The sequence below is a fragment of the Chitinibacter sp. SCUT-21 genome, from assembly GCA_041874755.1.
Lineage (GTDB): Bacteria > Pseudomonadota > Gammaproteobacteria > Burkholderiales > Chitinibacteraceae > Chitinibacter.
In genome coordinates, this window is record CP102611.1 from 45,125 (window position 1) to 69,278 (window position 24,154).

Sequence of the window (24,154 nt, forward strand, 5' to 3'; positions counted from 1 at the left end):
ATGTTTCATTCTAGACTTAGAAGCCTATTTGAGTATTGCTGAAACACTATATGGCGCAGTGCAGCATTTATGTGTTGCAAATAAGTCGCGTTATAACGATTGCTGCGGGTTTGGCTGGCGATTACGGTGCAAAAAGCCCGTCAAAATATCAGGCGGAATTTTCGCGTCGCTTTCATAAATGACGCGGCCAATTTGCCCACGGTGATAGCTTGCATGGGTAATCAAGTGCATCAAAATCTCGGCGACGCTCATTTGGCCGGCTTTACCATCGGTGAAAACAAACTGGATTTGCTCATCAAAGCGCGCAGCGGGCAGCTGGCTAACAAGCCCAATTAAATATTGATCGGTTTGCGCAGTGCGCTCTAGTAGTTCGCTCAGTTCCGGCGTTTCTGGCGTGTTGGTGCCAGTAAAGCCGTGTGCAATGCCGTTTAGATGCGCAATAAAAATCTGATCAACGATATTTAGGTGATTCATCAGTCGGGTGGCCAAGCGCCAACTTTTCGCGTGTTCATCGCTGCGATGCTCAATCAATTGCGCAAGCAATTGCTGGTTAGCCCAAGCTTTATGTTCAAACAGTGTGCGAAAAAGTGTGGCGCTCATCGTCTTATCCCTCATCGTCGTCTTTGATTTTAGAAGTAGTACATGCCCATGGCTTTTTTCACTTTATGCAGTGTTAACACCGCAGTTTGACGCGCTTTGGCTGAGCCACACAGTAGCATTGATAATACTTCATCCGGATTTTTAGCTAACTCATTACGCCGTTCACGAATTGGCCCAAGCAAAGCTTGTAAAACCTCATTCAGGCGAGCTTTGATCACGCTGTCGGCTAGCCCGCCATGTTGGTATTGCGCTTTAAGTTCGGCCACTTTGACGCTATCGCTATCAAAGGCATCTAAAAAGCTAAACACCACATTGCCTTCAATCTGCCCGGGTGAACCCACAGTGAGGTGATTGCTGTCGGTGTACATTTTGTTGACTGCTGCGCTGATCTCATCGGCGCTGGCAGATAGTGCAATAAAATTACCCGCAGCGCGGCTCATTTTTCCTTTGCCATCAATGCCGGGCAGGCGAGTGGTGTCGGAAAGAAGGGCTTCGCATTCGTTCAGAATGTCTTCGCCGACCATGCGGTTAAAACGCCGCACTATTTCATTGGTTTGCTCGATCATTGGTAGTTGATCTGCGCCAACTGGAATCAAGGTGCCGCGCAGGGCGGTGATGTCTGCTGCTTGGCTAACTGGGTAGCTTAAAAATCCTGCCGCAACGTCTCGTTCTTGGCCCTTGGCGCGTAATTCAGATTTTACCGTTGGATTACGTTCCAATCGCGCCACGCTAACTAGGTTCATCATGTAAAACGATAGCTCTGCGAGCTCTGGCACCATAGACTGAATCAAAATCGTCGATTTTTTCGGGTCTATCCCTACCGCAAGGTAGTCCAAAGCAACGTCAATCACCGCTTGGCGCACCTTGCTATAGTCACCTTGATGATCGGCGAGTGCTTGGGTATCGGCCAGGAGTAGAAATGGGTTGTGTTGCTCTTGCAGTTGTAGGCGTGTTTGTAGCGAACCTGCAAAATGACCTAAGTGCAATGGCCCTGTGGTTCTGTCGCCGGTAACAACGACGGTAGTAGCTTGAGACATGGTGCTGCTCCTAAACTTGGATTTTGGAGCCGCCGGATGGGGTGGGGAAATAAAAAAAACCTGTCACCGTATCCGGCGGCAGGTTTTGTTAGAACGAACAAACCCAGTGCCGCCTAAGGGCGCCACCAGTAGTAATACGCAACAGAATGGGTTTGGATATTCGGGTTCATGGCTACATAGTCGCAGTAGTTGCTCAAATGCGTCAAGCACAAAATACCTAGGGAAAACCCTAGTGGGTGCATTGGGTGGGTGTATCTACAAACCCATTATTTATAAATCGCTTTGTGTTTATACGGCATGCGAGTATCTATTGGGCTTGGTGCAGGGCAAATTCAAAAGAGCACATATCAGGAATGTAGCAAAAAAATATCACCAAACCCTAAAGTTCCCGCCGGCATAACCGAAAAGGGGAATGTAGGCGGCGCAAATGATGCGAACCGCTGAAGCGAAATAAAAATTCTTCAAGGAGCATCATCATGGCACAAGTCATTAACACCAACGTTGCGTCGCTCAATGCCCAACGCAATTTGAATATGTCGCAATCTTCTTTGGCGACTTCATTAAACCGCTTGTCTTCTGGTTTGCGCATCAATAGCGCCAAAGACGATGCGGCCGGTTTGGCGATTTCGGATCGGATGACCAGCCAAGTACGAGGCTTAAGCCAAGCGGTGCGCAATGCCAACGATGGTATTTCATTGGCGCAAACGGCTGAAGGTGCCTTGCAAGAATCAGGAAATATTTTGCAGCGCGTGCGTGAGCTGGCGGTGCAGTCATCCAATGCGACCAATTCGCAACAAGATCGTTTGGCTTTGCAAGCTGAGGTGAATCAACTGGTTTCCGATTTGAATCGTATTTCAGATTCAACTAACTTCAACGGGCAAAAACTGCTTGATGGTAATTTTGTGTCGCAAGCCTTCCAAGTGGGGGCTAATGCCAATGATACGATTAATGTAAATGTATCGGCTGCATCAGGTAATACACTCGGCATCAATAAATTAGATACTAATAATAATAAAGGGATTGAGGCAGCTACCAGTCGCGATTATTACAAAACCGATGGTGGCGTAATGGGGACAGTTGTTGCTGGGGCTGCTGATGCTACGGCTGCTGCAAATACCGTGGCAGCTCAAACTATTAAGTTCAGAAATCCAGAGGGTACTCAGGTCGGTTCAGATGTAACTCTGGCGGGTACTGAATCTGCAAAGGCAATTGCCGATGCGATCAATTCTTCTGGAGCAGGGGTGACTGCCTACGCAACCAATGAACTTCGTCTTGCTGCGCCCGGCGTTACAGAAGGGAAAACCTCGCAATATGCTGGCGATTTTGTTCGTGTGGCAATTGATGGGCAAACAGTGCAATATGAGGTTGCCGAAACCCAAGAGAGTACGGCAAATAACTTGCGTGCAGCAATAAACGCTAATAGCACATTGGCAGGAACGCTATCGGTTGGTTATGATGCCACAAGCAACGAAATTGTTGTGTCAAATTCAGATGGTGATGACATTACCTTTGCTGATTTTGATGTAATTGATACAACTCGGGCCTCGTTCTCAATTAGTGCTGACTTGGCCGATGGCGATACAGCTGAGTTTACAGTGGGTGGTAAAACTTATTCATTGACTAATTCTACCGGGGCTGCCGTATCTAACGAAGATGTTGTTGCTGATATGTACAACGTACTTAAGGGTGGTCAAAGTGGCTTGGGTGCAACAGTTTCTGGTACGTTGGCAACTGATTATCAATTTCAGTATTCTGAGGGCGGTAGTACGATCAATATTTCCCGCGTACCAACTGCTGCAGGTGCAACTCAAACGATTGTCGTCGCCGATACCGCTGCAAATGATTTAGCCGCAACAATGGCAGCAGGAGCGGGAACTGGTGCTCCTAGTGTTACAGCTTTTACCGCGGGCGGTGTGCAGACTTCAACGACGACAGTAACTGATGATGCTAGTACCATATCTGTGCGTGGTCTGCGTGGTTCCGCGGCAGCACTTACAGAAGCTGCGGGTACTGACTCTACGCGTGCGATAGGTACTGTTGAGTTATTGATGCCAGATGCTTATTCCGTAAGTTCAAGCGTGGGTTCTGCTACTAGTCTTTTTAATGCAGGAGCAAATACAGCAGCGCAAAAAGTCGCTTCGGTCGGTAATGAGGGCGCCAATAATGTAAAAGCTCAGACCCTTAGCATGACTGGCTTGAATTCGAATCCAGTGACCTTTGATGTGGCTGCTGGTGCATCGGCTAAAACCATTGCTGCACAAGTGAATGCACGCGTCGATCAGACTGGTATTTCAGCTACTGCCCGTACACAAGTAACCTTGTCTGAGTTGAGTACCTCTCATAATGGTGGCGTATTGTCGTTCGCTTTAAATGGCTCTAATAGCACTGCGGTGAATATTTCTGCGCAGACTTCATCGAGCGATTTAACTTCACTAGCCAAAGCTATTAACGATAAAACCAGCCAAACTGGCGTTACTGCTACACTGAACAAAGACAAAAATGCGCTGGTATTAACAAGCGCAACTGGTGATGATATTCGTATCAGTAATTTCAACAGCTCAAGTGCAGTTGATAATGGTCAGACTTCTGCTGCTGTAACAGTTTCTATGAAAGTGCAGGGGGGGGTAGAAGGTGCCTTTGTGGGTAACCAAGTATCATTATACGATGGTGGCTTATTGGGGAATGTGCCATCAGCAAAAGAAACTGTGATTGGTGGTAATGTCGACTTTAAATCAACAGCTGCATATTTTAGTGTTAGTTCAAATCTAGCAGCGAAAGAAGGTGGTTTGTTTGCTGGTGCTGCTAATGATTTACAAGCTAGCGTGTTGCAAAAAGTAAATTCAATTGATATTAGCTCGGTAGCAGGTGCGACGGCAGCGATTGACATTGCGGATGGCGCATTAGGGCAGGTGAATAGCATTCGTGCTGATTTGGGTGCGATTCAAAACCGCTTTGAATCGACAATTTCAAATCTTTCTACTTCGGTAGAGAACCTCTCTGCAGCACGTAGCCGGATTCGTGATGCAGACTTTGCCCAAGAGACAGCTAATTTAACTCGCTCGCAAGTGTTGCAACAGGCCGGCACAGCAATGTTGGCGCAAGCTAACGCACTGCCAAATCAGGTGTTGAGCTTGTTGCGCGGCTAATACAGCTTCTTGAATATGATGTAAACTGAACCCTGACTGGCACTTAACAGCCCGTCAGGGTTTGTCACAAGGAGGCTATCATGCAAGTTCAAAACGTGAATGCTGCCAATTCGGTGGCGCCGATCAAAGACGCGATTCGTTCTGAGCAAAGGGCGGATTCAACGACGGTCGCTCAAGTGCAGTCAAGAGCGATAGAGTCGGTTGGTGAGCAGTCCGCAGAAACTATTCGTAGTGCGCTAGAACGAGTTAATGAAATTGCTAAAACACTCAAAACTGGGCTTGAATTTACAATTGATGATGATACAAAAATCCAGATTGTAAAGGTGACGGATATTGAGTCAAAAGACGTAATTCGGCAAATCCCTACCGAAGAGGTGGTTAGAATATCAAAAGCAATTGATCAGCTGAAAGGTTTGTTGCTGAGTGAAAAAGCATAAGGAGAATTGATTATGCCTGGAATTACAGCTTCTGGAATTGGTTCGGGTTTAGATGTGCAAGGTATTGTATCTAAACTGGTTGAGGTCGAAAAAGAACCTTTGAAGGTGTTGGATAAGAAAGAGCTGGGAATTCAGGCGACGATTTCTGCTGTGGGAACAGTTAAAAGTGGTTTATCTGCGCTGCAGACTGCATTGGCAGGTCTTTTGGATATAAATAATTTTACAGGTATTAAAAGTAATTCCTCAGCAACGGATGTATTAACTGCTCAGGTTGGAAATGCTGCCGATCCAGGAATTTATTCCATTGATGTTTTGCAGTTGGCAGCAAGTCAACGTGTAACTAGCAAGGTGGGAGTTTTTACTGGAGACTCACAAGTTTTGGCTAACGTGGCAGATGTTGCAGGTGGTGTAGCTAAAATTAAATTGGAATTTGGAGCTGTTGATGGTTCGAATTTTAATTTAAATAGTGATAAAAATCCAGTTGAAATTTCGGTGAGCCCAAAATCAGGTGCGTCGACGATAACATTGGCTGATGTTAAAGATGCGATCAATAATTCTAAATCAGGTATTGGTGCCACAATTGTTCAAGATACACCTGGATCAGCACGTTTAGTGATTAATGCGGGTGATGGTGGTGCTAAAAATGCATTTAAACTGTCGATTGTGAATGGTGCCGGTACTCAAATAGATAAATTGGCCTATGACCCAACGAATGCATCAGATCCGAATTTTTCAGTGCTTAATAATGAATATGCGCGAGATGCAAAATTTAAATTGAATGGTGTCGAAATTAATCGGCCAACAAACAGTATTTCTGATGCACTAAAAGGTGTAACGATTGATCTTTGGAAGTCTTCGTTATCCGACCCTGCTGATTTGAATTCCCAGTCTAAGACTGTACGACTAGAGGTGCGTCGTGATTCGCTTGGGGCAGAAAAAGCTATTGAGGGGTTCGTTAAATCCTATAATGAGCTGCGCAATCAAGTGGTTGAGTTGACTAAATATGATGCGAAAACTGGAAAAGGTGCCATTTTACAAGGAGAAAATTCAATTCAGGTTGTTATGAATCAACTAAGGCAAGATATTACTTCCAATTTTCCGGATGGAACAGGTCAAAGTTTTAATTCTTTAGGGGTTTCTTTTGATCGCTATGGTGCAATGATCTTTGCGAAAGAAAAATTTACTGCAGCTTTGAAGGTTGATCCTGCCAACGTGGCTAGCTCACTTGGAGCATATGATAAAAAACTTCCTCCTCCTGAGTCGGCGAAGAATGGGATTGCCTTTAAAATTAATGCATCGATAACTCAGTTAGTCGATAAGGGTGGGGTAATTGGAACTTACCTTCAGTCTCTAGATTCAAAAGTTAAAAGCATCAATCAGCAGCGTGTTTCTATTAATCAAACAGTTGAACAAGCTCAGGCTCGTTACTTGAAGCAATTTAACGCACTAGATTTGGCTGTTGCCAAAATGCGAAGTACCGGTGATTTTTTAACATCTCAATTGGCTGCTCTTAAAGCTAATAATAATTGAAGGGCGTTTTATGTCTAATAATGTTAGAAAAGCATTAAGTGCATATCAGAAAAATACAGTAGATGTGGCAATTGCCGCTGCTACACCTCATCAATTAATTGTGATGTTATTTGATGGTGCTATGGCCGCAATATCACAGGCAAAAATAAATCTTGAGAACGGTGATGTTCGAAATAAAGGGTTGATGGTAGGTAAGGCTGTATCAATTATTGAGGAAGGTTTAAAGGGGGCGCTGGATAAAACGGTAGGGGGAGAACTAACTCAGTCACTCGACGATTTGTATGAATACATGCTTTACAAGTTGCTTCAAGCAAATTTCTATAATCGAGTTACAGATTTGGAAGAAGTGTACGGATTGTTGGTGGGGTTGAGGGAGAGTTGGGTTTCTATTGGAGCAAAACAGGAGTTGTCTAATAGTGAAAGTCAGCCAGCTATTCTTTCGAGTAAGGTGTAATTGATGCCTAGAAGTAGTGGTGAGTCTGAAAAGATTTTGGCTGATTATAACACGTTATTTGCCGAGTTGCTAAAGGTGCTTGAAGAAGAAGATTATGAGAGATCAATTGTGATATTGAGTCAAATTGATGATCTGATAATTTCTCTTGTCGAACTGTGTAAAAAAGAATCGTCAAGCGATGAACAACTTTTTATTATGCAGTTGCAAAAATTGTTCATGTTGCATCAAAAGAATACATCCCGTATAGAGGTGTGGCGTGTTGAAGTTGAAAAAATGCTGCGTGGCATGAATAATAGAATTAAGCTTTATAAAAGCTATTAATTTAGCTCTTGTGTGATCAAGGCGTGAAAATGATTGTCGTTTCGTTGTGGAATTTGATTATTATATTTTTGTTTTTGGTAATTGCTTATGCATTGAACGTATCTTTTATTTATTTTCGAATGAAGCAAAATGATCGTGGAAGTATTGATGAAATTCTTCAACATATAAATGATCTCCAGCGGCAGCTGTTGGAGGTGGTTAAAAAAATTGAAGCGGTAAAAGGACTTGAATTAAATTCCATATGTGAAGACGATGCTGAACGGGGGGGGGGTAAAATTGGTGGGCGTGACGAATTTGAAAATACTTATGCACGTGCCATAGTCCTAGCGCAACAAGGATTTAGCCCCGAAGACTTAATAGTTGATTGCGGGCTTTCACGTGCAGAAGCTGAATTAATTGTTACCATTTACCGTGGTGCCTATAAGGGGTAATTGTGTTACCCGGCAATACTTCAAATACCCTCGTTGGTAATTTTGTCCGCGCCCAACAAGGGGTGCTTGAGACTGTTCGAGTATCCCCAGATGATTTGCGCTTAACAGTGGGTGAAAAAGTTCAGGCGCTCGTTACTAATCAACTCAATAATGGCCGCTTCGCCGTTCTAATCAAAGATCAGCTTCTTGATTTAAATCTTCCTCGTAATACGCAACCTGGGGAGCAGCTTGAGCTCACTGTGCTTAGCAAAGATCCGCAGTTAACGTTTCGGCTTAACGCAAACGTTTCTCAGCAAGCTCAATCTCCAACAAATCTGCAAAATAAAGATGCCAATGTAGCGTTGAGTAAAGCGGCCTCCATGATCGGCAGCTTGCTTGAGCAAGACTCACCTGTAGCAGAGCTAAAAAACACGCAGCCTTTATTTGCTGGCAAACCCGATACTGCTCAATTAGCAGGGCAGCTTGCTAGCCGCTTGGCGCAAAGCGGCCTGTTTTATGAATCGCATCAGGCTGAATGGGTTGGCGGTGATAGATCTCTACATTCTTTACTGAAAGAGCCACAAGCCGCACTATCACCAACACAGTTAAAGACTGTGGATCAAAGCACCAAATTGCCAACAGAAAATCAAACGACCAAGCAATTAGACGCTGACTCAAATCAATCTAACGCTAAGTTAGAAATGCCTGTTTCAGATAAGGTAGCAATGCCTGAACGTCGTGAATTTTTAGGAAAAGTAGGGCTTGAAAACAGTAATACTCAGCAGGTATTGGATGATGCAGGCTTAAAGCAGATTGTGCGCCAGCAGCTTGATTTGCTAGAAAACAAACCGCTGGTTTGGCAGGGGCAGGCTTGGCCTGGGCAGGCATTGCGCTGGGAGATGGAGCTAGAGAACGAGCGCCAAAATGATAGTGAGGGCGGGGCAGAATCGCAACGCTGGCAAACACGGCTCAATCTTGATTTGCCTACACTAGGTGAGCTGGGTGTTGTCGCGCAATTGCAAGCAGGGCAATTGAGCTTGCGATTTAATGCTAAGAGTGAGGCAACGCTAGCGCTATTAAAACAGCAACAGCCTGAATTGTATCGCCGCTTTGAAGCGGCGGGTTTAACGCTGGTTTCGTCGCAAGTTGAGCACAATGATGAAACCTAAGGGTATGAAAAGAGCACAGGCCATAGCGCTGGCTTACCAAGATGGCAGTGCCGCCCCCAAAGTTGTCGCTAAGGGTAAGGGCTTAGTCGCTGAGCGAATTATCGAGAAAGCGAAGGAAGCAGGCATCTTTGTGCATGATTCCCCAGAAATGGTTGCATTATTAATGCAAGTTGACCTAGATAGCCAGATTCCTCCCCAATTGTATCGCGCTGTGGCAGAATTACTCGCCTTTATTTATATGCTGGAGCGCGGTGGTGAAGTTAGCTCACCGGATTTCAGTTATCTATCCGAGGCTGCACAGACAGCCGAAGAAACAAACAAATCAGCGGACTCTTCGTGACCCATAATTCCCATCTATTTCCCGTTTCGCTTCGCCGTACCCAGCTCGCAATTGCCACCTTGTTTTTGGTATTGGGCTTTAATTTTGGCACTTGGGCCTCGCGTATTCCTGCATTAAAAGCGCAATTGCAGCTTTCAACCGCTGAAGTTGGTTTTCTATTGCTCGCGAGTGGCTTTGGTGCGGTGTTTTCGTTTCCAATTACCGCTACCATTTTGCAGAAATATGGCTCAAAAGCTGCCTGTATGATAGCGGGGCTGCTATTACCACTGGTGCTAATCGGCTTGGCTTTAGCGCCGAATTACCCTCTTGCGATTGCCGTAATGTTGCTTGAAGGCGTTTTAGCTAGCTTGCTTAATGTGGGGATGAACGCGCAGGGCGTTAAGGCTGAAACGGTCGGCAAGCAAGCAATTATGTCGCGATTGCACGCAGTCTTTAGCTTAGGTGGTTTGGCCGCTGCATTGTTTGCATCCGGTATGACTTTTGTTTCAGAGCAAGTGTGGCTACATTTTCTATTCGCAGCAGCTTTGTTATGGCTGGCTGTGATTGTTTCTTTGTCTCATTTACTGCTTGATCAACAAGAGCAAAGCGCTGGTGGTCGACGATTTGCGCTACCTAGTGGAGTGGCGCTTTGGCTGGGCTTGATGGCCTTGTTTGGTACGATTGTTGAAGGGTCTATGTCGGATTGGTCTGCGCTGTATTTAAAAGAGGGCGCAGGCGCTGGATCGCAAATGGCGCCGTTAGGCATTGCCTTTTTCTCGATTACAATGTTTATTGCACGCTGGTTTGGTGATGGCTGGCGTACTCAACTGGGGGCGCCCAAAATGCTGTTCTGGGGCGGCGTGTTGTCAGGTGGTGGCCTGCTCTGTGCTTTGCTCATTGGCGGTTTAGTGCCTGCTTTGATTGGATTTGCCTTGGTCGGCTTGGGGATGGCAGCGGTCTCGCCATGCGTCTACGCGGCAGCAGCGAAGCATGGTGCGGTGGCATTAGCTGCGGTTACGACAATGGGGTCGATTGGCGCTCTGATGGGGCCGCCAATGATTGGATTTGTGGCACACCACAGCAACTTAAGCTGGGGTATGGCCGTGGTGGCTTTGGCAGGATTAATGATCGCAATCCTAACCCCTAGAATTAAGTGGAGTAACTAGGGGTATATGCATTAGGCTCTTCTTAAATATGGATCTTAGCCTAATACCTCTGTTTAGCCGGTTAGCGCCTTTTTTTCGCGCTCCAATTGCACAATCAGTTTTTGCAGTAGCGCTTCACTGCCGCGCGATAAATTAACAAATTTTACGCCAAGCATATGGCGCATCATGTCCTGCTTTAAACTAACAGGATGCAGATTTCGTATTTCTAAATCAACTTGTACGCGTCCAGCCGCAGCCAAATCGAGCGTGCATTTGTGCAAAATACTACCAAGATCAAAAAGGGTTGTTTGTGCCTCATCTTTAAGCCAGATGCCTAATCCACCGAGTGAAATATCGTGGATGTCTAGGGTGAGACTAGATTGATTATTCCCTTGCAGGCTAACTGTGTAGGGCGTGGTAATGGGGGTGGTGAGCCGATAAAACTCACGACGCTGCAGCTTAACTAAATCAATTGGAAATGCGCTCTGGAAAGCGGGCTTACCCTCATATTGAATACGGCTAGGGGCTGCGGTACTAAATTGCACCTTTACACCATCCAAATCGGAAACGAACAGGACTTTGGGTGTACTCACAAGATCTCGATTGCTTGGTTCGTGCCCACCAATATCATAAATAAATTGCTTATTTTTGCTGTCGACATTTAGAACGCGCGTCAGCATCATATCGTGTCCAGCGTTGAAATAAATAGCAATATTGGTATGGTTTTGCTCAAGTTGGCGCAGTACATAGGCAATTTCCATCGGCGTTTTTAGTAAAAACGGCGCGATGTCTTGGCCTGTCTGAATTGGGCTTGGCCCTTTTTCGAATTCTTCGCTCATTCTTTATTCGGCTAATAGTAATTTGATGTCATGCGTAAAAACCGATGCGCCTGCGCCATAATTAACAAGAACCCGCGTATTGCCTTCCTTATCAATTAAATAGCTTCCTGCTGTATGATCGACCGTATAGTGCTGATCTTTACCTTGTTTTTGATAAACCGCACGATAATTTTTCACAGCTTGATCAATTTGCTGTTTTGAACCTGTCAGCCCAATAAAACTAGGGTGAAATGCAGGTACATATTGTGATAACAGCGCTGGGGTATCGCGCTCAGGATCAACCGATATAAACAGCACTTGCACGTCTTTGGATTGTTCACCCAGATCGGCCATGGTGGTGCGTAATTCGGCTAGAGTGGTTGGGCAGACGTCAGGGCAAGAAGTGTAGCCAAAAAAGATAACAGCAATTTTGCCGTGAAAATCAGCTAGGGTACGCGTTTTACCGTGCATATCGACTAATTCAAAACCACCGCCGATATTTGTCTGGCTTAGCTCACTACCCTGAAAAGCGGGTTTGCTACAGCCTGCAAGCAGTAGGGCGCAGCTAATGATGGCTAATTGATAAAATAGATATTTCATTCTGCGCAATTTTGATTTTATTCACTTAATGGTATGAGATGCGTGTTATTTCTGCAATTGCAGATGAATAATTGCTTTCTCATTGAGACAGCCTTCGCGCGCTAAAGGGTTAAATTCAATTTCCGCGAGTAATGGGGCTGGAATGTTTTTGCTTAGATAGTCTAGATTTTCTGCATGGCGCGCCATGTTTGGATCAACTTGATTGGCAATCCAACCCGCCAGCGGTAGACCTGAGCTTAAAATAGACTGCACACTTAATAATGCGTGATTGATGCAACCCAGGCGCATGCCGACCACCAAAATAACTGGCGCTTCAAGCGCGACGGCCAAATCCGCAATGCGCAGCGAATCAGATAGCGGTGCAAACCAGCCACCCGCGCCTTCAATCAATACCGTGTCGGCATAAACATTGAGTTGATTGGCGCAATCAATTAGGTGGCTTAAATCAATTTGCACACCCGCTTCATGTGCAGCCAAGTGTGGGGAAATGGGTGGTAAAAAACGATAGGGGCTCACCAGCGCGAGGGGGGCTTGTATCGGGCTGGCTTGGCGGTGTAGTTCTACATCATCATTGATGAGTATGTCTCCGTGCTGTATGCAGCCTGAGGCTGCAGGCTTCATACCTACTGCACGTATATTATTTTTGTTTAAACAGCGCAGTAGCTGTGCGGTGGCAATGCTCTTGCCAACTTCGGTGTCAGTGCCGGTAATAAAGTAACGCGGAGCAATGGGCATAATTAGGCTCTAGGACGAAATTCAATGATTTGACTGCCATCCGCGCGTACGCCTTGGGTGCGTGGTTTGTCGTTTTTCCAGGCATGTCCATAAACCACTTCGTAGGTGCAAGGCAGTTTGCCATTACTGCGGAGCACTTCATATTGCGCTTGCACTTTTTGCCAAGCGGCTTTGCCAAGCATGCCCTGGCGACGGCCAAGCATATTGTTGTGAGCGCCGATGCCTTTTAGGTCTTGCATAACCGATTTGGCATCTTGATACGTCATGGTGATGTATTCCATGTCCATCACCGGTGTGGCAAAGCCATGCTGGACCAAAGCATCGCCCAAATCGTGCATATCGATAAAGTGATTAACATGTTCGTGGCCATCAATACCAGCAAAAGCGGTGCGCAGCTCTTTGAGAGTGTCAGGGCCCAAGGTGGCAAACATCACCAAACCGCCCGGTTTGAGCACCCGAGCAAATTCTGCAAAAGCAGCGTCGGGCGTATTGCACCATTGCAGCGCAAGGCTAGACCAGATGATATCAAGCGAGTTATCCGCAAATGGTAAATGCTCCAGATCGCCGCAGGTTTGAGCTGGGTTGCGCTGGCTGATTTGTTTGATGAGTTTTTTAATCCCTGAGCCAAGCTGCTTTTCGCGCGAAACTTGCAGCATACTCATCGCAAGGTCGAGTTCGACTAACTGAGCGTCACTAAATCGCTGCTGCAAAAGTGGAATGGCATAGCCTGTACCGCTACCGGCATCGAGGATACGCTGTGGCGTAATACGAATAAGCTCTAAACGCTCAAGCATACGATCGACCACTTCGCGCTGCAAAACTGCCGCGGCATCATAACTGCGCGCTGCTTTGTCGAATGAGGCGCGAATAGCGGCTTTTTGCGTGTGAAACTGCTCAATACTCATTACTTCGCCTTGGCCAATTTGTGTTTTGCAATTTCAATGATGCCCGGCAAAATTGATAAGAAAATTATGCCCAAAATAATAGCCGTGAGATTTTTTTGAATGAAGCTAATACCACCAAGCAGGTAGCCAGCATAAGTGAGGGAGCCCACCCAAACAGCGGCGCCAATCACGTTATAGGCAGCAAATTTGCTATATGTCATTTCGGCCATGCCGGCTACAAACGGTGCAAAGGTGCGAACGATAGGAATGAAGCGAGCGATGATAATGGTTTTGCCACCATATTTTTCAAAAAAGCTATGCGTTTTGGTGAGGTATTCTTGACGAAATATTTTTGAATCTTTGTTGGCAAACAATTTATGCCCAAAATAGCGGCCAATCGTGTAGTTCACTGCATCGCCTAACACTGCGGCGATAAATAGCAAGAAAGCTAAAAAGTGGACATTCATCGCGCCACTGGCCGAGAGCATGCCCGCAACAAATAGCAAGGAGTCGCCAGGTAGGAAAGGGGTAACAACCAAGCCTGTTTCGCAGAAAATAACGGCAAACAAAATGGCGTAGATCCAAACCCCATAATTTTGTACCAGCTGGGCTAGATAAACGTCCAGGTGTAAAAACAGATCGATGAAATTGAATTCCATATTCGCTCGCAAAGAAAACGCCGACCTGAGTCGGCGTGGATAGTAAGAGGTCGCTAAAAATTAAACGACTGCTTCTTCTTTAATTTTTTCTGGTTTGATCATGCTATCACGCGTTACGCCAAACATCAGCAACAGCGGTGAGGCAACCAAAACTGATGAGTAGATACCAAACACGATACCAATCGTCAGCGCCATAGCAAAACCGTGCAGCGCAGCACCACCAAATAACAGCATGGCCAAAACCATCGCTTCGGTTGAGCCGTGGGTAATAATAGTACGGCTCATTGTGGCGGTAATTGCGTTGTCGATGACTTCAGGCACCGTTTTTCCGCGCAGAGTCGGTTTGCGGAAGTTCTCACGAATACGGTCAAACACAACCACTGACTCATTCACCGAGTAACCCAATACCGCCAAGATGCCCGCCAGTACGGTCAAACTAAATTCCCACTGGAACAGCGCAAACACGCCCAAGATGATCACCACGTCATGCATATTGGCAATGATGGCCGACACGGCAAAACGCCATTCAAAGCGAACCATCAGGTAGGCAATAATGCCCACACACACCAAGGCCAAAGCCGTTAAACCGTGTGTAAACAATTCGTCACCGACTGATGGGCCGATAAACTCCACTTTGCGCATTTCAACGTCAGCACGTTCTTTTTTCAACGAGTCTAAAACTTCGTTTGACAACTGCGCGCTGGTTTTGCCTTGAATATTTGGAATGCGAACCATCACGTCTTTGGTGGTGCCCAAAGATTGTACTTGCACTTCACCATATTTCAGGCTCTCAACGCCGTGGCGAACTTGGTTGATTTCCACCGATTGCTGGTAGCGCAATTCCATTACCGTACCACCGGTAAATTCAACACCAAAGTTCAGCCCTTTGGTGATCAGGAAGAAGACAGCCAAAATAAAAGTACCCAACGAGATCGCCGTGGTGAGCTTGCCGTAGCTCATAAACGGGATATCGCGTTTTACTCGGAAAAATTCGATCATTTTGTTCTCCCGCTCTTACACTGACAGCGTGGTCAAGTTGCGACGGCGGCCATAAATTAGATTAATCAACGCACGTGATACAAATACCGCGCTGAACATCGACGTCATAATGCCTAGGCAGTGCACCCATGCAAAACCACGCACGGCACCCGAACCGAAAATCAACAGCGCCAAACCTGCAATCAGCGTGGTGATGTTTGAATCCAAAATCGTATCGAAGGCATGCTTGTAGCCGTTTTGGATTGCCATATGTGGGCTGGCACCGTCGATTAACTCCTCGCGAACGCGTTCATTAATCAATACGTTGGAGTCAATCGCCATACCCAGTGTTAGGGCAATTGCTGCAATACCTGGCAATGTTAGGGTTACGCCAAGTAGTGAAAGTAATGCGATTAGGAATAACAAGTTTGCACCCAGCGCAACGGTCGAAACAACACCGAAAACGCGGTAGTAGATCATCATAAAGATCGCGATTGCGGCAAAGCCATACAGCGTCGAATTAAAACCTTTGCTGATGTTTTCTTTACCCAATGATGGGCCAATCGTGCGCTCTTCAACGATGTCCATCGGTGCAGCCAATGAACCAGCACGTAGTAGCAATGCGGTGTCATTCGCTTCTGCGGTGCCCATAGAGCCAGAGATCTGAACTCGGCCACCGCCAATTTCGCCACGTACGACAGGAGCCGTTACTACTTCACCTTTGCCTTTTTCAACCAAGATCATCGCGATGCGTTTGTTCACGTTTTCACGCGTTAGATCTTTAAAGATTGAAGCTCCGGTTGAGTCGAGCGATAAATGAACGGCTGGTGCGTTTTGATCGTCAAAACCCGCTTGCGCGTCGTTGATGTTCTCGCCAGTTAATTCAACTTCTTTACGTACTAAAATCGGTACGTTTTTACCTGAGCTGTGACGCTCGCTCATTAATTCAAAGCCGGCTGGGATATTACCATCGAGTGCTTCTTGCAACTTCGCTTGATCGTCCTCAACTAAGCGAACTTCCAATGTCGCAGTACGACCCAAGATGTCTTTGGCTTTGGCGGTGTCTTGCACGCCTGGTAACTGCACTACAATGCGGCCTTCACCTTGTTGTTGAATCACAGGTTCGGCCACGCCCAGTTCATTCACGCGGTTATGTAGTGTCGTGATATTTTGCTGAACTGCATCAGTTTTTAATTGCAGCAAAGCAGCTTCAGGGTATGTGACAACTAATTTGATATTGCCATCTGTGTTAATACTTTCGACTTTTAAATTGCCCAAAGTGTCACGCAGCGCACGGGTTGCTGCTGCCAATGTTTCTTCGTCACGTAGCTGAACTTCTACGCGATCACGTTCTTTATTGATTTTACCGTAGCGAACTTTTTTCGCTTTTAATTCACGACGAATATCGCCAGCGGTTTTTTCCAGGGCTTTATCCACTGCTGCTTTCATGTCTACTTCGAGCAAGAAGTGAACGCCGCCACGCAAGTCCAGACCCAATACCATTGGTTTGGCGCCAAGTTTGGTGAGCCAGGTTGGGGTGTCTGATACCAGATTGAGCGCAGTCATGTAGTCGCTACCCAGAGCGGCTTGGATGGCATCCTTGGCTTTAATTTGGCTGTCGGTGTCTTTAAAACGCAGTTTCACTGATCCTGCTTCAAAGTAGCCATCGATCGGTTTAACACCGGCTGCAGTTGCAATTTGTGTTGCTTGTGCAACCATCGCTTCGGTTACTTTGACCGTAACACGAGCACTAGAAACTTGAACTGCGGGGCTTTCGCCAAAAAAATTAGGTAGCGTGTAGAGCGTGGCGACAACGAGTGTGACCACTAGAAGGATGTACTTCCAGAGCGGATAGCGATTCATGCTGAGCCCCTGTGGAGCGGCATGAAGCCGCTCAACTCGGTTAATATTTTTTTAAATTATTTATTTGACTTCAAAGTGCCTTTTTCCAGGCGCTGGCCAATAGCGGCGCGCTGGATCACGATTTCAACACCATCTGCCACTTCAAGTGTGACAAATTGATCGCTCAATTTTGCGATACGGCCAACAAGACCACCACTAGTTGTGACTTCGTCGCCTTTAACCAGAGCAGACAGCATCGCTTGATGTTCTTTCGCTTTTTTCTGTTGTGGGCGAATCATTAAGAACCAAAAAATCACGAAAATCACGATCATTGGCAAGAACGACATCAAGGTATTTGGTTCAGCAGGAGCCGCTGATGCGAAGGCTGGAGTGATAAACATAAGATAATATTTCCGTTTGTAAGCCCAACAAAGGCGGATCATTCTAGCCTTTGAAGGCATTAAAATCTACCGTATTACGGCCTTTTGTCCGTCCAAAGTGATTTGGGCTTGATTTGAGATAAAAGAACAACGATCTCGGACTCGCCTCAAGTCCGAAAGTTTCACTCGCTTAAGGTGAGCGCAAATCGCTTCACTTCAAGTGCCAGTTGCATTAAAGCTTGTTCATCTTGTGCATAACGCGACTGCAGATAGAGTGCGGTGATTTGTTGGATGTGCCCTGCTTGCGCAGGGTAGTGCAGACTGGCTCGATGGGCAAAATCCGAGGGCGTTTCACTGGGGGCTCGTTCAAGTGCGTTGAGTTTGCTGCAAAAACGGCGATATAGCCGGCTTGCCTTGTCGGGACGCGGTGGCCGATTGCGATATAGCAACCATGCTGCAAATCCACCTAATAGCACAATAAATCCACCGATCAGCCAGAGTAAGAAAGCGGTGGATAAAAAGTGCTCGATACCTAGTTTTTTAAGTAAATCGTTTTGTCGCTTATCGTCGTAGCCAACTACCCATTGATTCCAGCCATTGATCAAGACATCCGCTTTGAGGCGTAAATTGCGTAGCCAGGCACTGTCTTGGCGTAACATAAACGGTAATTCCGTGGCATTAACGCTATTGGCAATGCCGTTGTTCACGCGAGTTGGTGATACAACTGAGGTAGGGTCAATCCGTTGCCAGCCTTGATCTGCTAGCCAGACCTCAGTCCAAGCATGAGCGTCCGCTTGGCGCACCAGCCAATAGTCGCCATTCCGGGTTGCTCCTTGGTAGCCAGTTACGATGCGAGCCGGAATACCTGCTGCTCGCATTAAATAAGTAAATGCACTGGCGTAATGCTCACAAAAACCTTGTTTGTGTTGGAATAAAAATTCATCCACGCGATGTCTGCTGCTCAGTACGGGCGGGGTCAGTGTGTAACTGTAGTCTCCTGTGGCGAGCCATTGCAGCGCTTTATTAATTTTTTGTTCTGGATTTAGATTCGACCACTGTGCAACTAAAGCGTGGCTTTGTGGGTTCAGATTTTCAGGTAGTTTTAGGCTGCGAGCTATTTGGCGGGGCGCATCGTTTTCTGTCGTCCATTGCGTTTGTGCGCTTAAGTCAAAGCGCCGACGTTCGCTAATTACTTGCTGACTGATGATTTGTAAGCGGTTGCTTAATGTGCTGTTTGGCGGCAAATCCGTGGGCAAGTCGAGCGCTAAAATCCAATTTCTTTGATGCGGTTCGAGTGTAATGGCGTATTTGTAGGTGGGGCCTTCGCCGGTGATAGTAGGTACATTGCTAAATTGGGCGGCTAAGGCAATCGGGTTTTGTTGCGTGGCTTCTTGTGCAAAAGCTGGCAACCAACGCACACCATCAAAATCTTCAAAAACAGGGCCGCGCCAATACATGGCAGATTTGGCGGGCGTTGCGTTTTTAAACTGCACGCGAAAGGCGACACTTTCGTCTTGAATCATATTGCCAATACTGCCTGGTGTCATTTGATCGCCGGGTAGTCCGCTTTTGGCGCTATTGGCGTCAGGTAAGGCCCAGAGCGGGGCAGGTAGGCGTGGAAATAGTACAAACAGTAATAAGGCAATGGGTATGCCTTCTAAGATTATTCTAGATGTAGCTTTGGTGTTGATACTATTTGGGAGTATGCCGAGTTCAATGCGATGCGCAGTAAAAAGAATGCTGCCCGTGGCGAGTAAGGAATAGGCTGCTTGCCACGGTTCTTGGCCATGTAAAAATGCGACGCCAGTCAATAAAAACATCAGCAGAACCAGTGCGCGCGCATCGCGCAGCGTGCGAGTCTCAATCAATTTGACGATGCATAGCGCCATTAAAATGGCGACGCCACCTTCACGGCCGACCAAGGTCTGATAAGCCTGAAAAACCATGGCGCCGACAATAATGCTCAGTATCCAATGGGTATAGCGCGGTAGCCGTAGCCGTGTTTCGGCGCTTAGGCGACTTAGAATTAGTAAAATCAGCCCGAGGCTGGTAGCCAGCCAAACAGGTTGTTGCAAAAGGTGGGGTAGGCTGCAGATCGCTAGCGCGATGCCGAGTTGTTGTTGCTCTTGGCTATGTAAGACACGGCTGGGCGTTTTGTTCATTTTATGGGTGCTCTGCCAGTGCTCTTAGGCAGCGATGAAGGTGATCTCCCCCTACATTGGGCGCGATTTTTTGTGTTGGCAACGCCAGTCCGTAGGGGCGGTTAGCGGCTTCAGCCTGTAAAATCCAAGCACATAGGCGAGATAATTTGGCTTCTGTACCTAAATGGCTAATTTCGTCGAAATTAAGCCATAAAGTCGCCCCAATCGGAGACTGGTGTTGGCGAATTAAAATCTGCTCGGTGCGGGCGCTTTGTTTCCATGCAATATCGTGTAAAGCATCACCGCGCTGAAATTCTCTGAGCCCCACAAAATCATCGTTGCCGCTGTGAGTCATTTTTTTGCCGTCACTTAACAAACCTTGCTCTGGAAAAGGTGGCGGGTCAGATTCGGGCTGCGGATAAACCAAGGCCTGATAGTCAAACTGCAGATAGGTCCAGCAACGAAAAAAACCGATTGGCGCGGTGCTTTTTAAAGTTAGCCGCGGTATTTTTAATCGGCCTCGCTGCCGTGTGATCACCGGAAGTTGAACAATGACATGATCTAAGCCTGCAATGTCACACATTACTGCGTTGGGGCTTAACTCACTGCTTAAGGTGAGTCCAAAGCGGCTTTGTTTTTTATCGTTATGCAAGGTGAGGGGAAAATAAATATTTTCGCCCGCAAAAACTGAAACAGCACTACCGCAACTAATGTGTACGCCCAGTAAATTGGCATAAGTGCGCAGTAAGATAGCGTGTGCAATGCCTATTAGTAAAAAGGCAAAGAAAAAGCCCAAGCTCACCTGATAATTAAGCGCGCCAACTAACATCGTGAGCGCTATCAGGGCAAAGCCGAAGCCATACAAGCTGGGAACAATATACAGCCGCTGATGGCGTACCCGTAACCGCCCTGATTCGGGAGGGTGGCGTTCCGCAATCCATCGTTGATAACGGGCTTGTATGGCGAGTGGGAGCGACATCATCTTTGGCCTAGGGAATTGCCACGCCACGCATTAATTGCTCGGCCAAGAGGGGGTCAGAGCGACCACTCTGGCGCAAAATCAGGCGGTGTCCTGCAAGGGACGGAAAAACACTTTGCACATCTTCTGGAATGACCATGCTGCGACTATCTAGCCATGCACTCGCTTTACAAGCTTGTACTAGGCCAAGTGCTGCGCGTGGCGATAGGCCGCAACTAAAGCGTTGATCTTCGCGTGTTGCGCCAATCAGTGCCTGTATGTAGTCCAGCAGTGGCTCAGCCAGTTTGATCGACGAAATATCTTGCTGCACAGCTTGTAATTGTGCGGGTGAAATAATGGCATTTAATTGCGCGAGTACGTCTTTGCGGCTAGTGCCTTGTAATAGTGCCCGCTCAGCTTTGGCATCTGGGTATCCCAACTCTAGTCGGAGTAAAAAGCGATCTAATTGTGATTCAGGCAATTCAAATGTGCCAATTTGCGCTTGTGGGTTTTGGGTGGCAATGACAAAAAAGGGATTGGGTAGCGCGTTAGTTTCACCGTCAATCGTTACTTGTTGCTCGGCCATGGCTTCAAGCAAGGCCGATTGTGTTTTGGGGGTGGCGCGATTAATTTCGTCTGCCAGCAGCACTTGGGTAAAGATGGGGCCGGGATGAAAACGAAATGCTTCGGCGTTGCGCTCATAAACCGAAACACCCAGTAAATCGGCGGGTAGTAGATCGCTAGTAAATTGAACCCGTGCAAATTTGAGCCCCAAAACCGTAGCGAGAGCATGAGCTAGCGTGGTTTTGCCGACGCCAGGCACATCTTCTAGTAATAAATGCCCGCGAGCCAAAATACAGATCAGGGCAAGCCGGATTACCGAGTTTTTGCCAAGAATGATGTCATTGAGTTGGCGCTCAGCGTGGTGTAGCAGTTGCAATAATTCACGACTTTGATGTGTCATTCTTTTCCTTGCCTCGCCTCAAGCGTAAACTTTAAGCAAACATATTTGCATATAGGTAAAGCCATTGTACGGTGCTAGCGGTGCAACTGCATTAATTGGACATTCTGCGTGTAGTCTGCATGAAATGGGGAAGGGGCATCCAGAGTGCCCAGAGCGTATTGCTGCGATACAAGATCGCCTGATGGCTTCGGGCATCTGGGATTATTTATTGCACACAAATGCTCATGCTGCCACGCGTGAGCAGCTATTACGTGTTCACCCTGAAGAATACTTGGATAAATTGGCATTAATGTCGCCAGCCTCAGGTCATGTGCATTTAGAACCTGATACCGCGATGAATCCCTATTCACTCAATGCCGCCTACTATGCGGCTGGGGCCGGGGTGCAGGCGGTAGATATGGTGATGACGGGTAAAGCGCAAAATGCATTTTGCCTCGTGCGCCCGCCGGGGCACCATGCAGAGCGTGAACGTGGCATGGGTTTTTGCTTTTTCAATAATATTGCCGTGGCTGCGCGGCATGCGATTGCGGAATATGGTTTGGAACGTGTCGCGATTGTTGATTTTGATGTGCACCATGGCAATGGCACCGAAGACGCATTTTACGATGAGCCCAAGGTGCTGATGGTCAGCATCTTTCAACATCCCTTTTTTCCCTATAGTGGCGATGTACCAAAAGGGGCGAATATGCTCAATGTTGCCATGCCTCGGGCTAGCCGTGGCGCTGAGTTTCGCGAGGTGGTAACGGAAAAATGGCTGCCTGCTTTGCATGATTTTTCGCCGCAATTGCTACTAATTTCAGCGGGCTTTGACGCGCATTTAGAAGACGATATGGGTTCAATGGGCTTGGTTGAGGCAGATTATGCTTGGGTGACGAAACAATTGATGAAAGTTGCTGATCAGTATTGCCAAAAACGCATCGTGTCGTTATTGGAAGGCGGCTATGATTTATCGTCCTTGGCACGCAGCGTTACCGAACACATCAAAGTGCTGGCCGATGTTTAAGCGTATTTTTCTATTACTGCTGTTTTTTATTTTAGCTGGCTGTATCAGTACGCAACCTAAACCCAGTAAGCCCTCTAAGCCTATACCCACCAAGCCCAGCATCAGCAAGATTCAAGTAGATGGTGATGCGCGTGAAGTCATTATGGTGGCGCTGGGTTTATTGGACACGGGTTACCAGTTTGGTGGCAGTAATCCTGAGGCTGGGCTCGATTGCAGTGGTTTAGTCCAATACGTGTATAAAAATGCACTGCAGGTCGATCTGCCGCGTTCAGCGGCCGAGATGGCCAATGCCACGCGTCATGTTGATAAAAGCGATTTACGGCCCGGCGATTTGGTGTTTTTTAACACGCTTGGCCGGCCATTTTCGCATGTAGGTATTTACATGGGGGATGGCAACTTTATTCACGCACCGTCAAGTAAGGGGCGGGTACGCATCGAGTCGATGAATAATAGTTATTTTGCCCCGCGTTTTGAGGGTGCACGCACTTTGCTCGTTTCGCGCTAAGTCTGCGCAGAGGCTGGGGATAGACCCAATACGCATTATTGGGGTGCTTTGCTACATTGAATAGGTCAATCGTTGCTGATCAAGGCTGATTCAATGTTAATTCGTCCCACCCGTCTTTCCGATCTTGATGCGATTCTGGCACTGGCCAGTAGCGCCGGTGTAGGGGTGACTACGTTACAAGCCAATCCAGAGCGCTTTATCAAGCGTATTCAGGCCAGTATTGATAGCCTCAATGGTAACCCCGAGTTAGGTCAGTCTAGCTATCTATTTGCACTTGAAGATGATGAAACCGGCGCGCTAGCCGGTATTTGCGGGATTGAAGGTGCCGTGGGCATGGATGACACTTGGTATAACTACCGTGTCGGCTTATCGGTGCACGCTTCGCGTGAACTCGATATTTATAAGCAACTTCCAACCCTGTTTCTGACTTCTGATTTAACCGGTGCCAGCGAGCTATGCACGCTATTTTTGGCGCCAGATTTCCGCAAAGACGGCAATGGATCGCTCTTATCTAAATCGCGCTTTCTGTTTATGGCCGATCATCCCGCGCGCTTCAGTGATCGAGTGATTGCTGAAATGCGCGGCGTTTCCGATGAGGCAGGTCGCTCGCCATTTTGGGAAAGCTTAGGCCGGCATTTCTTTAAAATGGATTTTGCCCGCGCGGACTTCCTCTCTTATATCGGTAGCAAATCATTTATTGCCGAATTGATGCCCAAGTACCCGATTTATACCTGCTTGCTCTCGGAAGAAGCGCAATCAGTTATCGGTCATGTTCATCCTGCCACCGTGCCAGCTCGCGCCATGTTGGAAGCCGAAGGTTTCCGTTACCAAGGCTATATCGATATTTTTGACGCAGGCCCAAGTTTGGAGTGCCCACGCGACACAATCCGAGCAGTTAAAGACAGCCAAATTTTCCAAAGCCTAGCCGTAACGCAAGCGCCTAAAAATGGCACGCCATGGCTGGTGAGTAATGGGCAACTCGCTGATTTTCGTGCCACCGTGGCGATCACACGGCCATTGGAAGACAGCTTGCCGTTAACGCCTGAGGTTTTGAAACGCCTTAATCTTGAAGACGGTGCGAATGTTCGCGCTGTTGCACTTTCTCCGAAGGGGTAAGCA

Annotated in this window: 26 protein-coding genes and 2 pseudogenes; 14 read left to right on the forward strand and 14 right to left on the reverse strand. The window is 47.1% G+C overall.

Translation table 11 applies throughout. The annotated features are described in order from the left end of the window. Window positions 1–90 precede the first annotated feature (90 nt). The 3 genes from NT239_00215 to NT239_00225 all read right to left on the reverse strand — a co-directional run bounded on the left by NT239_00215 (window position 91) and on the right by NT239_00225 (window position 2,226). Entirely contained in the window at window positions 91–600 is a 510-nt protein-coding gene (locus tag NT239_00215) for a DinB family protein (protein XGA71304.1), read from the reverse strand. A 29-nt stretch (window positions 601–629) separates the two neighbouring features. Beyond that, window positions 630–1,637 (reverse strand): tryptophan--tRNA ligase, encoded by a 1,008-nt coding sequence (trpS, locus tag NT239_00220; GenBank protein ID XGA71305.1) that lies wholly within the window; start codon window positions 1,635–1,637, stop codon window positions 630–632. A 379-nt stretch (window positions 1,638–2,016) separates the two neighbouring features. Beyond that, a complete protein-coding gene (locus tag NT239_00225) occupies window positions 2,017–2,226 on the reverse strand; it encodes a hypothetical protein (protein XGA72846.1) in 210 nt (69 codons plus the stop codon). On the opposite strand from NT239_00225, the pseudogene NT239_00230 reads away from it, so the two are divergent. From NT239_00230 to NT239_00280, 11 genes and pseudogenes are all read left to right on the forward strand, one after another. Next, window positions 2,171–2,605: pseudogene (locus NT239_00230) on the forward strand (flagellin). The gene NT239_00225 and the pseudogene NT239_00230 sit on opposite strands and share 56 nt — an antisense overlap. Before the next feature lie 99 nt (window positions 2,606–2,704). Further along, a pseudogene (locus NT239_00235) lies at window positions 2,705–4,150 on the forward strand (hypothetical protein). 93 nt (window positions 4,151–4,243) lie between these two features. Next, complete coding sequence (locus NT239_00240) at window positions 4,244–4,783, forward strand: flagellin (GenBank protein XGA72829.1); 540 nt, start codon at window positions 4,244–4,246, stop codon at window positions 4,781–4,783. An 80-nt stretch (window positions 4,784–4,863) separates the two neighbouring features. Next, a complete protein-coding gene (locus tag NT239_00245) occupies window positions 4,864–5,220 on the forward strand; it encodes a flagellar protein FlaG (GenBank protein XGA71306.1) in 357 nt (118 codons plus the stop codon). 12 nt (window positions 5,221–5,232) lie between these two features. Next, a complete protein-coding gene (fliD, locus tag NT239_00250) occupies window positions 5,233–6,750 on the forward strand; it encodes a flagellar filament capping protein FliD (GenBank protein ID XGA71307.1) in 1,518 nt (505 codons plus the stop codon). A 10-nt stretch (window positions 6,751–6,760) separates the two neighbouring features. Further along, a complete protein-coding gene (fliS, locus tag NT239_00255) occupies window positions 6,761–7,204 on the forward strand; it encodes a flagellar export chaperone FliS (protein XGA71308.1) in 444 nt (147 codons plus the stop codon). A gap of 3 nt (window positions 7,205–7,207) precedes the next feature. Then, window positions 7,208–7,525, forward strand: coding sequence for a hypothetical protein (locus NT239_00260; GenBank protein XGA71309.1), 318 nt, complete (start codon window positions 7,208–7,210; stop codon window positions 7,523–7,525). A gap of 29 nt (window positions 7,526–7,554) precedes the next feature. Further along, the gene (locus NT239_00265) at window positions 7,555–7,956 is read left to right on the forward strand and encodes a DUF2802 domain-containing protein (protein XGA71310.1); all 402 of its coding nucleotides are present in this window, start codon (window positions 7,555–7,557) and stop codon (window positions 7,954–7,956) included. Window positions 7,957–7,958: 2 nt separating this feature from the next. Then, the gene (locus tag NT239_00270; GenBank protein XGA71311.1) at window positions 7,959–9,104 is read left to right on the forward strand and encodes a flagellar hook-length control protein FliK; all 1,146 of its coding nucleotides are present in this window, start codon (window positions 7,959–7,961) and stop codon (window positions 9,102–9,104) included. Between the two features lie 4 nt (window positions 9,105–9,108). Then, complete coding sequence (locus tag NT239_00275; GenBank protein XGA71312.1) at window positions 9,109–9,444, forward strand: EscU/YscU/HrcU family type III secretion system export apparatus switch protein; 336 nt, start codon at window positions 9,109–9,111, stop codon at window positions 9,442–9,444. Continuing rightward, window positions 9,441–10,589, forward strand: coding sequence for an MFS transporter (locus tag NT239_00280; GenBank protein ID XGA71313.1), 1,149 nt, complete (start codon window positions 9,441–9,443; stop codon window positions 10,587–10,589). Before NT239_00275 ends, NT239_00280 begins: the two co-directional genes overlap by 4 nt. 53 nt (window positions 10,590–10,642) lie before the next feature. Here NT239_00280 and NT239_00285 read toward each other — a convergent pair whose 3' ends face one another. The 11 genes from NT239_00285 to NT239_00335 all read right to left on the reverse strand — a co-directional run bounded on the left by NT239_00285 (window position 10,643) and on the right by NT239_00335 (window position 21,527). Further along, window positions 10,643–11,407 carry a flagellar brake protein gene (locus NT239_00285; GenBank protein ID XGA71314.1) on the reverse strand — a complete coding sequence of 255 codons (765 nt, stop codon included), beginning with the start codon at window positions 11,405–11,407 and terminating at the stop codon, window positions 10,643–10,645. Between the two features lie 3 nt (window positions 11,408–11,410). Beyond that, the gene (locus NT239_00290; protein ID XGA71315.1) at window positions 11,411–11,986 is read right to left on the reverse strand and encodes an SCO family protein; all 576 of its coding nucleotides are present in this window, start codon (window positions 11,984–11,986) and stop codon (window positions 11,411–11,413) included. 45 nt (window positions 11,987–12,031) lie between these two features. Then, window positions 12,032–12,721: a dethiobiotin synthase gene (gene bioD / locus NT239_00295; GenBank protein XGA71316.1), complete on the reverse strand. Its 690-nt coding sequence runs from the start codon at window positions 12,719–12,721 to the stop codon at window positions 12,032–12,034. Between the two features lie 2 nt (window positions 12,722–12,723). Further along, on the reverse strand, window positions 12,724–13,626 hold the full coding sequence (gene bioC, locus NT239_00300) for a malonyl-ACP O-methyltransferase BioC (GenBank protein ID XGA71317.1): 903 nt from the start codon (window positions 13,624–13,626) through the stop codon (window positions 12,724–12,726). After that, window positions 13,626–14,264: a DedA family protein gene (locus tag NT239_00305; GenBank protein XGA71318.1), complete on the reverse strand. Its 639-nt coding sequence runs from the start codon at window positions 14,262–14,264 to the stop codon at window positions 13,626–13,628. Before NT239_00305 ends, bioC begins: the two co-directional genes overlap by 1 nt. A gap of 60 nt (window positions 14,265–14,324) precedes the next feature. Beyond that, entirely contained in the window at window positions 14,325–15,260 is a 936-nt protein-coding gene (gene secF / locus NT239_00310) for a protein translocase subunit SecF (protein XGA72830.1), read from the reverse strand. 18 nt (window positions 15,261–15,278) lie between these two features. Continuing rightward, a complete protein-coding gene (gene secD / locus NT239_00315) occupies window positions 15,279–17,105 on the reverse strand; it encodes a protein translocase subunit SecD (GenBank protein XGA71319.1) in 1,827 nt (608 codons plus the stop codon). A 56-nt stretch (window positions 17,106–17,161) separates the two neighbouring features. Next, a complete protein-coding gene (gene yajC / locus NT239_00320) occupies window positions 17,162–17,485 on the reverse strand; it encodes a preprotein translocase subunit YajC (GenBank protein XGA71320.1) in 324 nt (107 codons plus the stop codon). Between the two features lie 161 nt (window positions 17,486–17,646). Next, window positions 17,647–19,626 (reverse strand): DUF3488 and transglutaminase-like domain-containing protein, encoded by a 1,980-nt coding sequence (locus tag NT239_00325; GenBank protein XGA71321.1) that lies wholly within the window; start codon window positions 19,624–19,626, stop codon window positions 17,647–17,649. Window position 19,627: 1 nt separating this feature from the next. After that, window positions 19,628–20,587 (reverse strand): DUF58 domain-containing protein, encoded by a 960-nt coding sequence (locus tag NT239_00330; protein ID XGA71322.1) that lies wholly within the window; start codon window positions 20,585–20,587, stop codon window positions 19,628–19,630. A gap of 7 nt (window positions 20,588–20,594) precedes the next feature. Further along, a complete protein-coding gene (locus NT239_00335) occupies window positions 20,595–21,527 on the reverse strand; it encodes a MoxR family ATPase (GenBank protein ID XGA71323.1) in 933 nt (310 codons plus the stop codon). A 64-nt stretch (window positions 21,528–21,591) separates the two neighbouring features. On the opposite strand from NT239_00335, the gene NT239_00340 reads away from it, so the two are divergent. From NT239_00340 to astA, 3 genes are all read left to right on the forward strand, one after another. Next, a complete protein-coding gene (locus tag NT239_00340) occupies window positions 21,592–22,530 on the forward strand; it encodes a histone deacetylase family protein (GenBank protein XGA71324.1) in 939 nt (312 codons plus the stop codon). After that, window positions 22,523–23,035 carry a C40 family peptidase gene (locus NT239_00345; GenBank protein ID XGA71325.1) on the forward strand — a complete coding sequence of 171 codons (513 nt, stop codon included), beginning with the start codon at window positions 22,523–22,525 and terminating at the stop codon, window positions 23,033–23,035. Before NT239_00340 ends, NT239_00345 begins: the two co-directional genes overlap by 8 nt. A gap of 93 nt (window positions 23,036–23,128) precedes the next feature. Beyond that, entirely contained in the window at window positions 23,129–24,151 is a 1,023-nt protein-coding gene (gene astA / locus NT239_00350) for an arginine N-succinyltransferase (GenBank protein XGA71326.1), read from the forward strand. Window positions 24,152–24,154 lie beyond the last annotated feature (3 nt).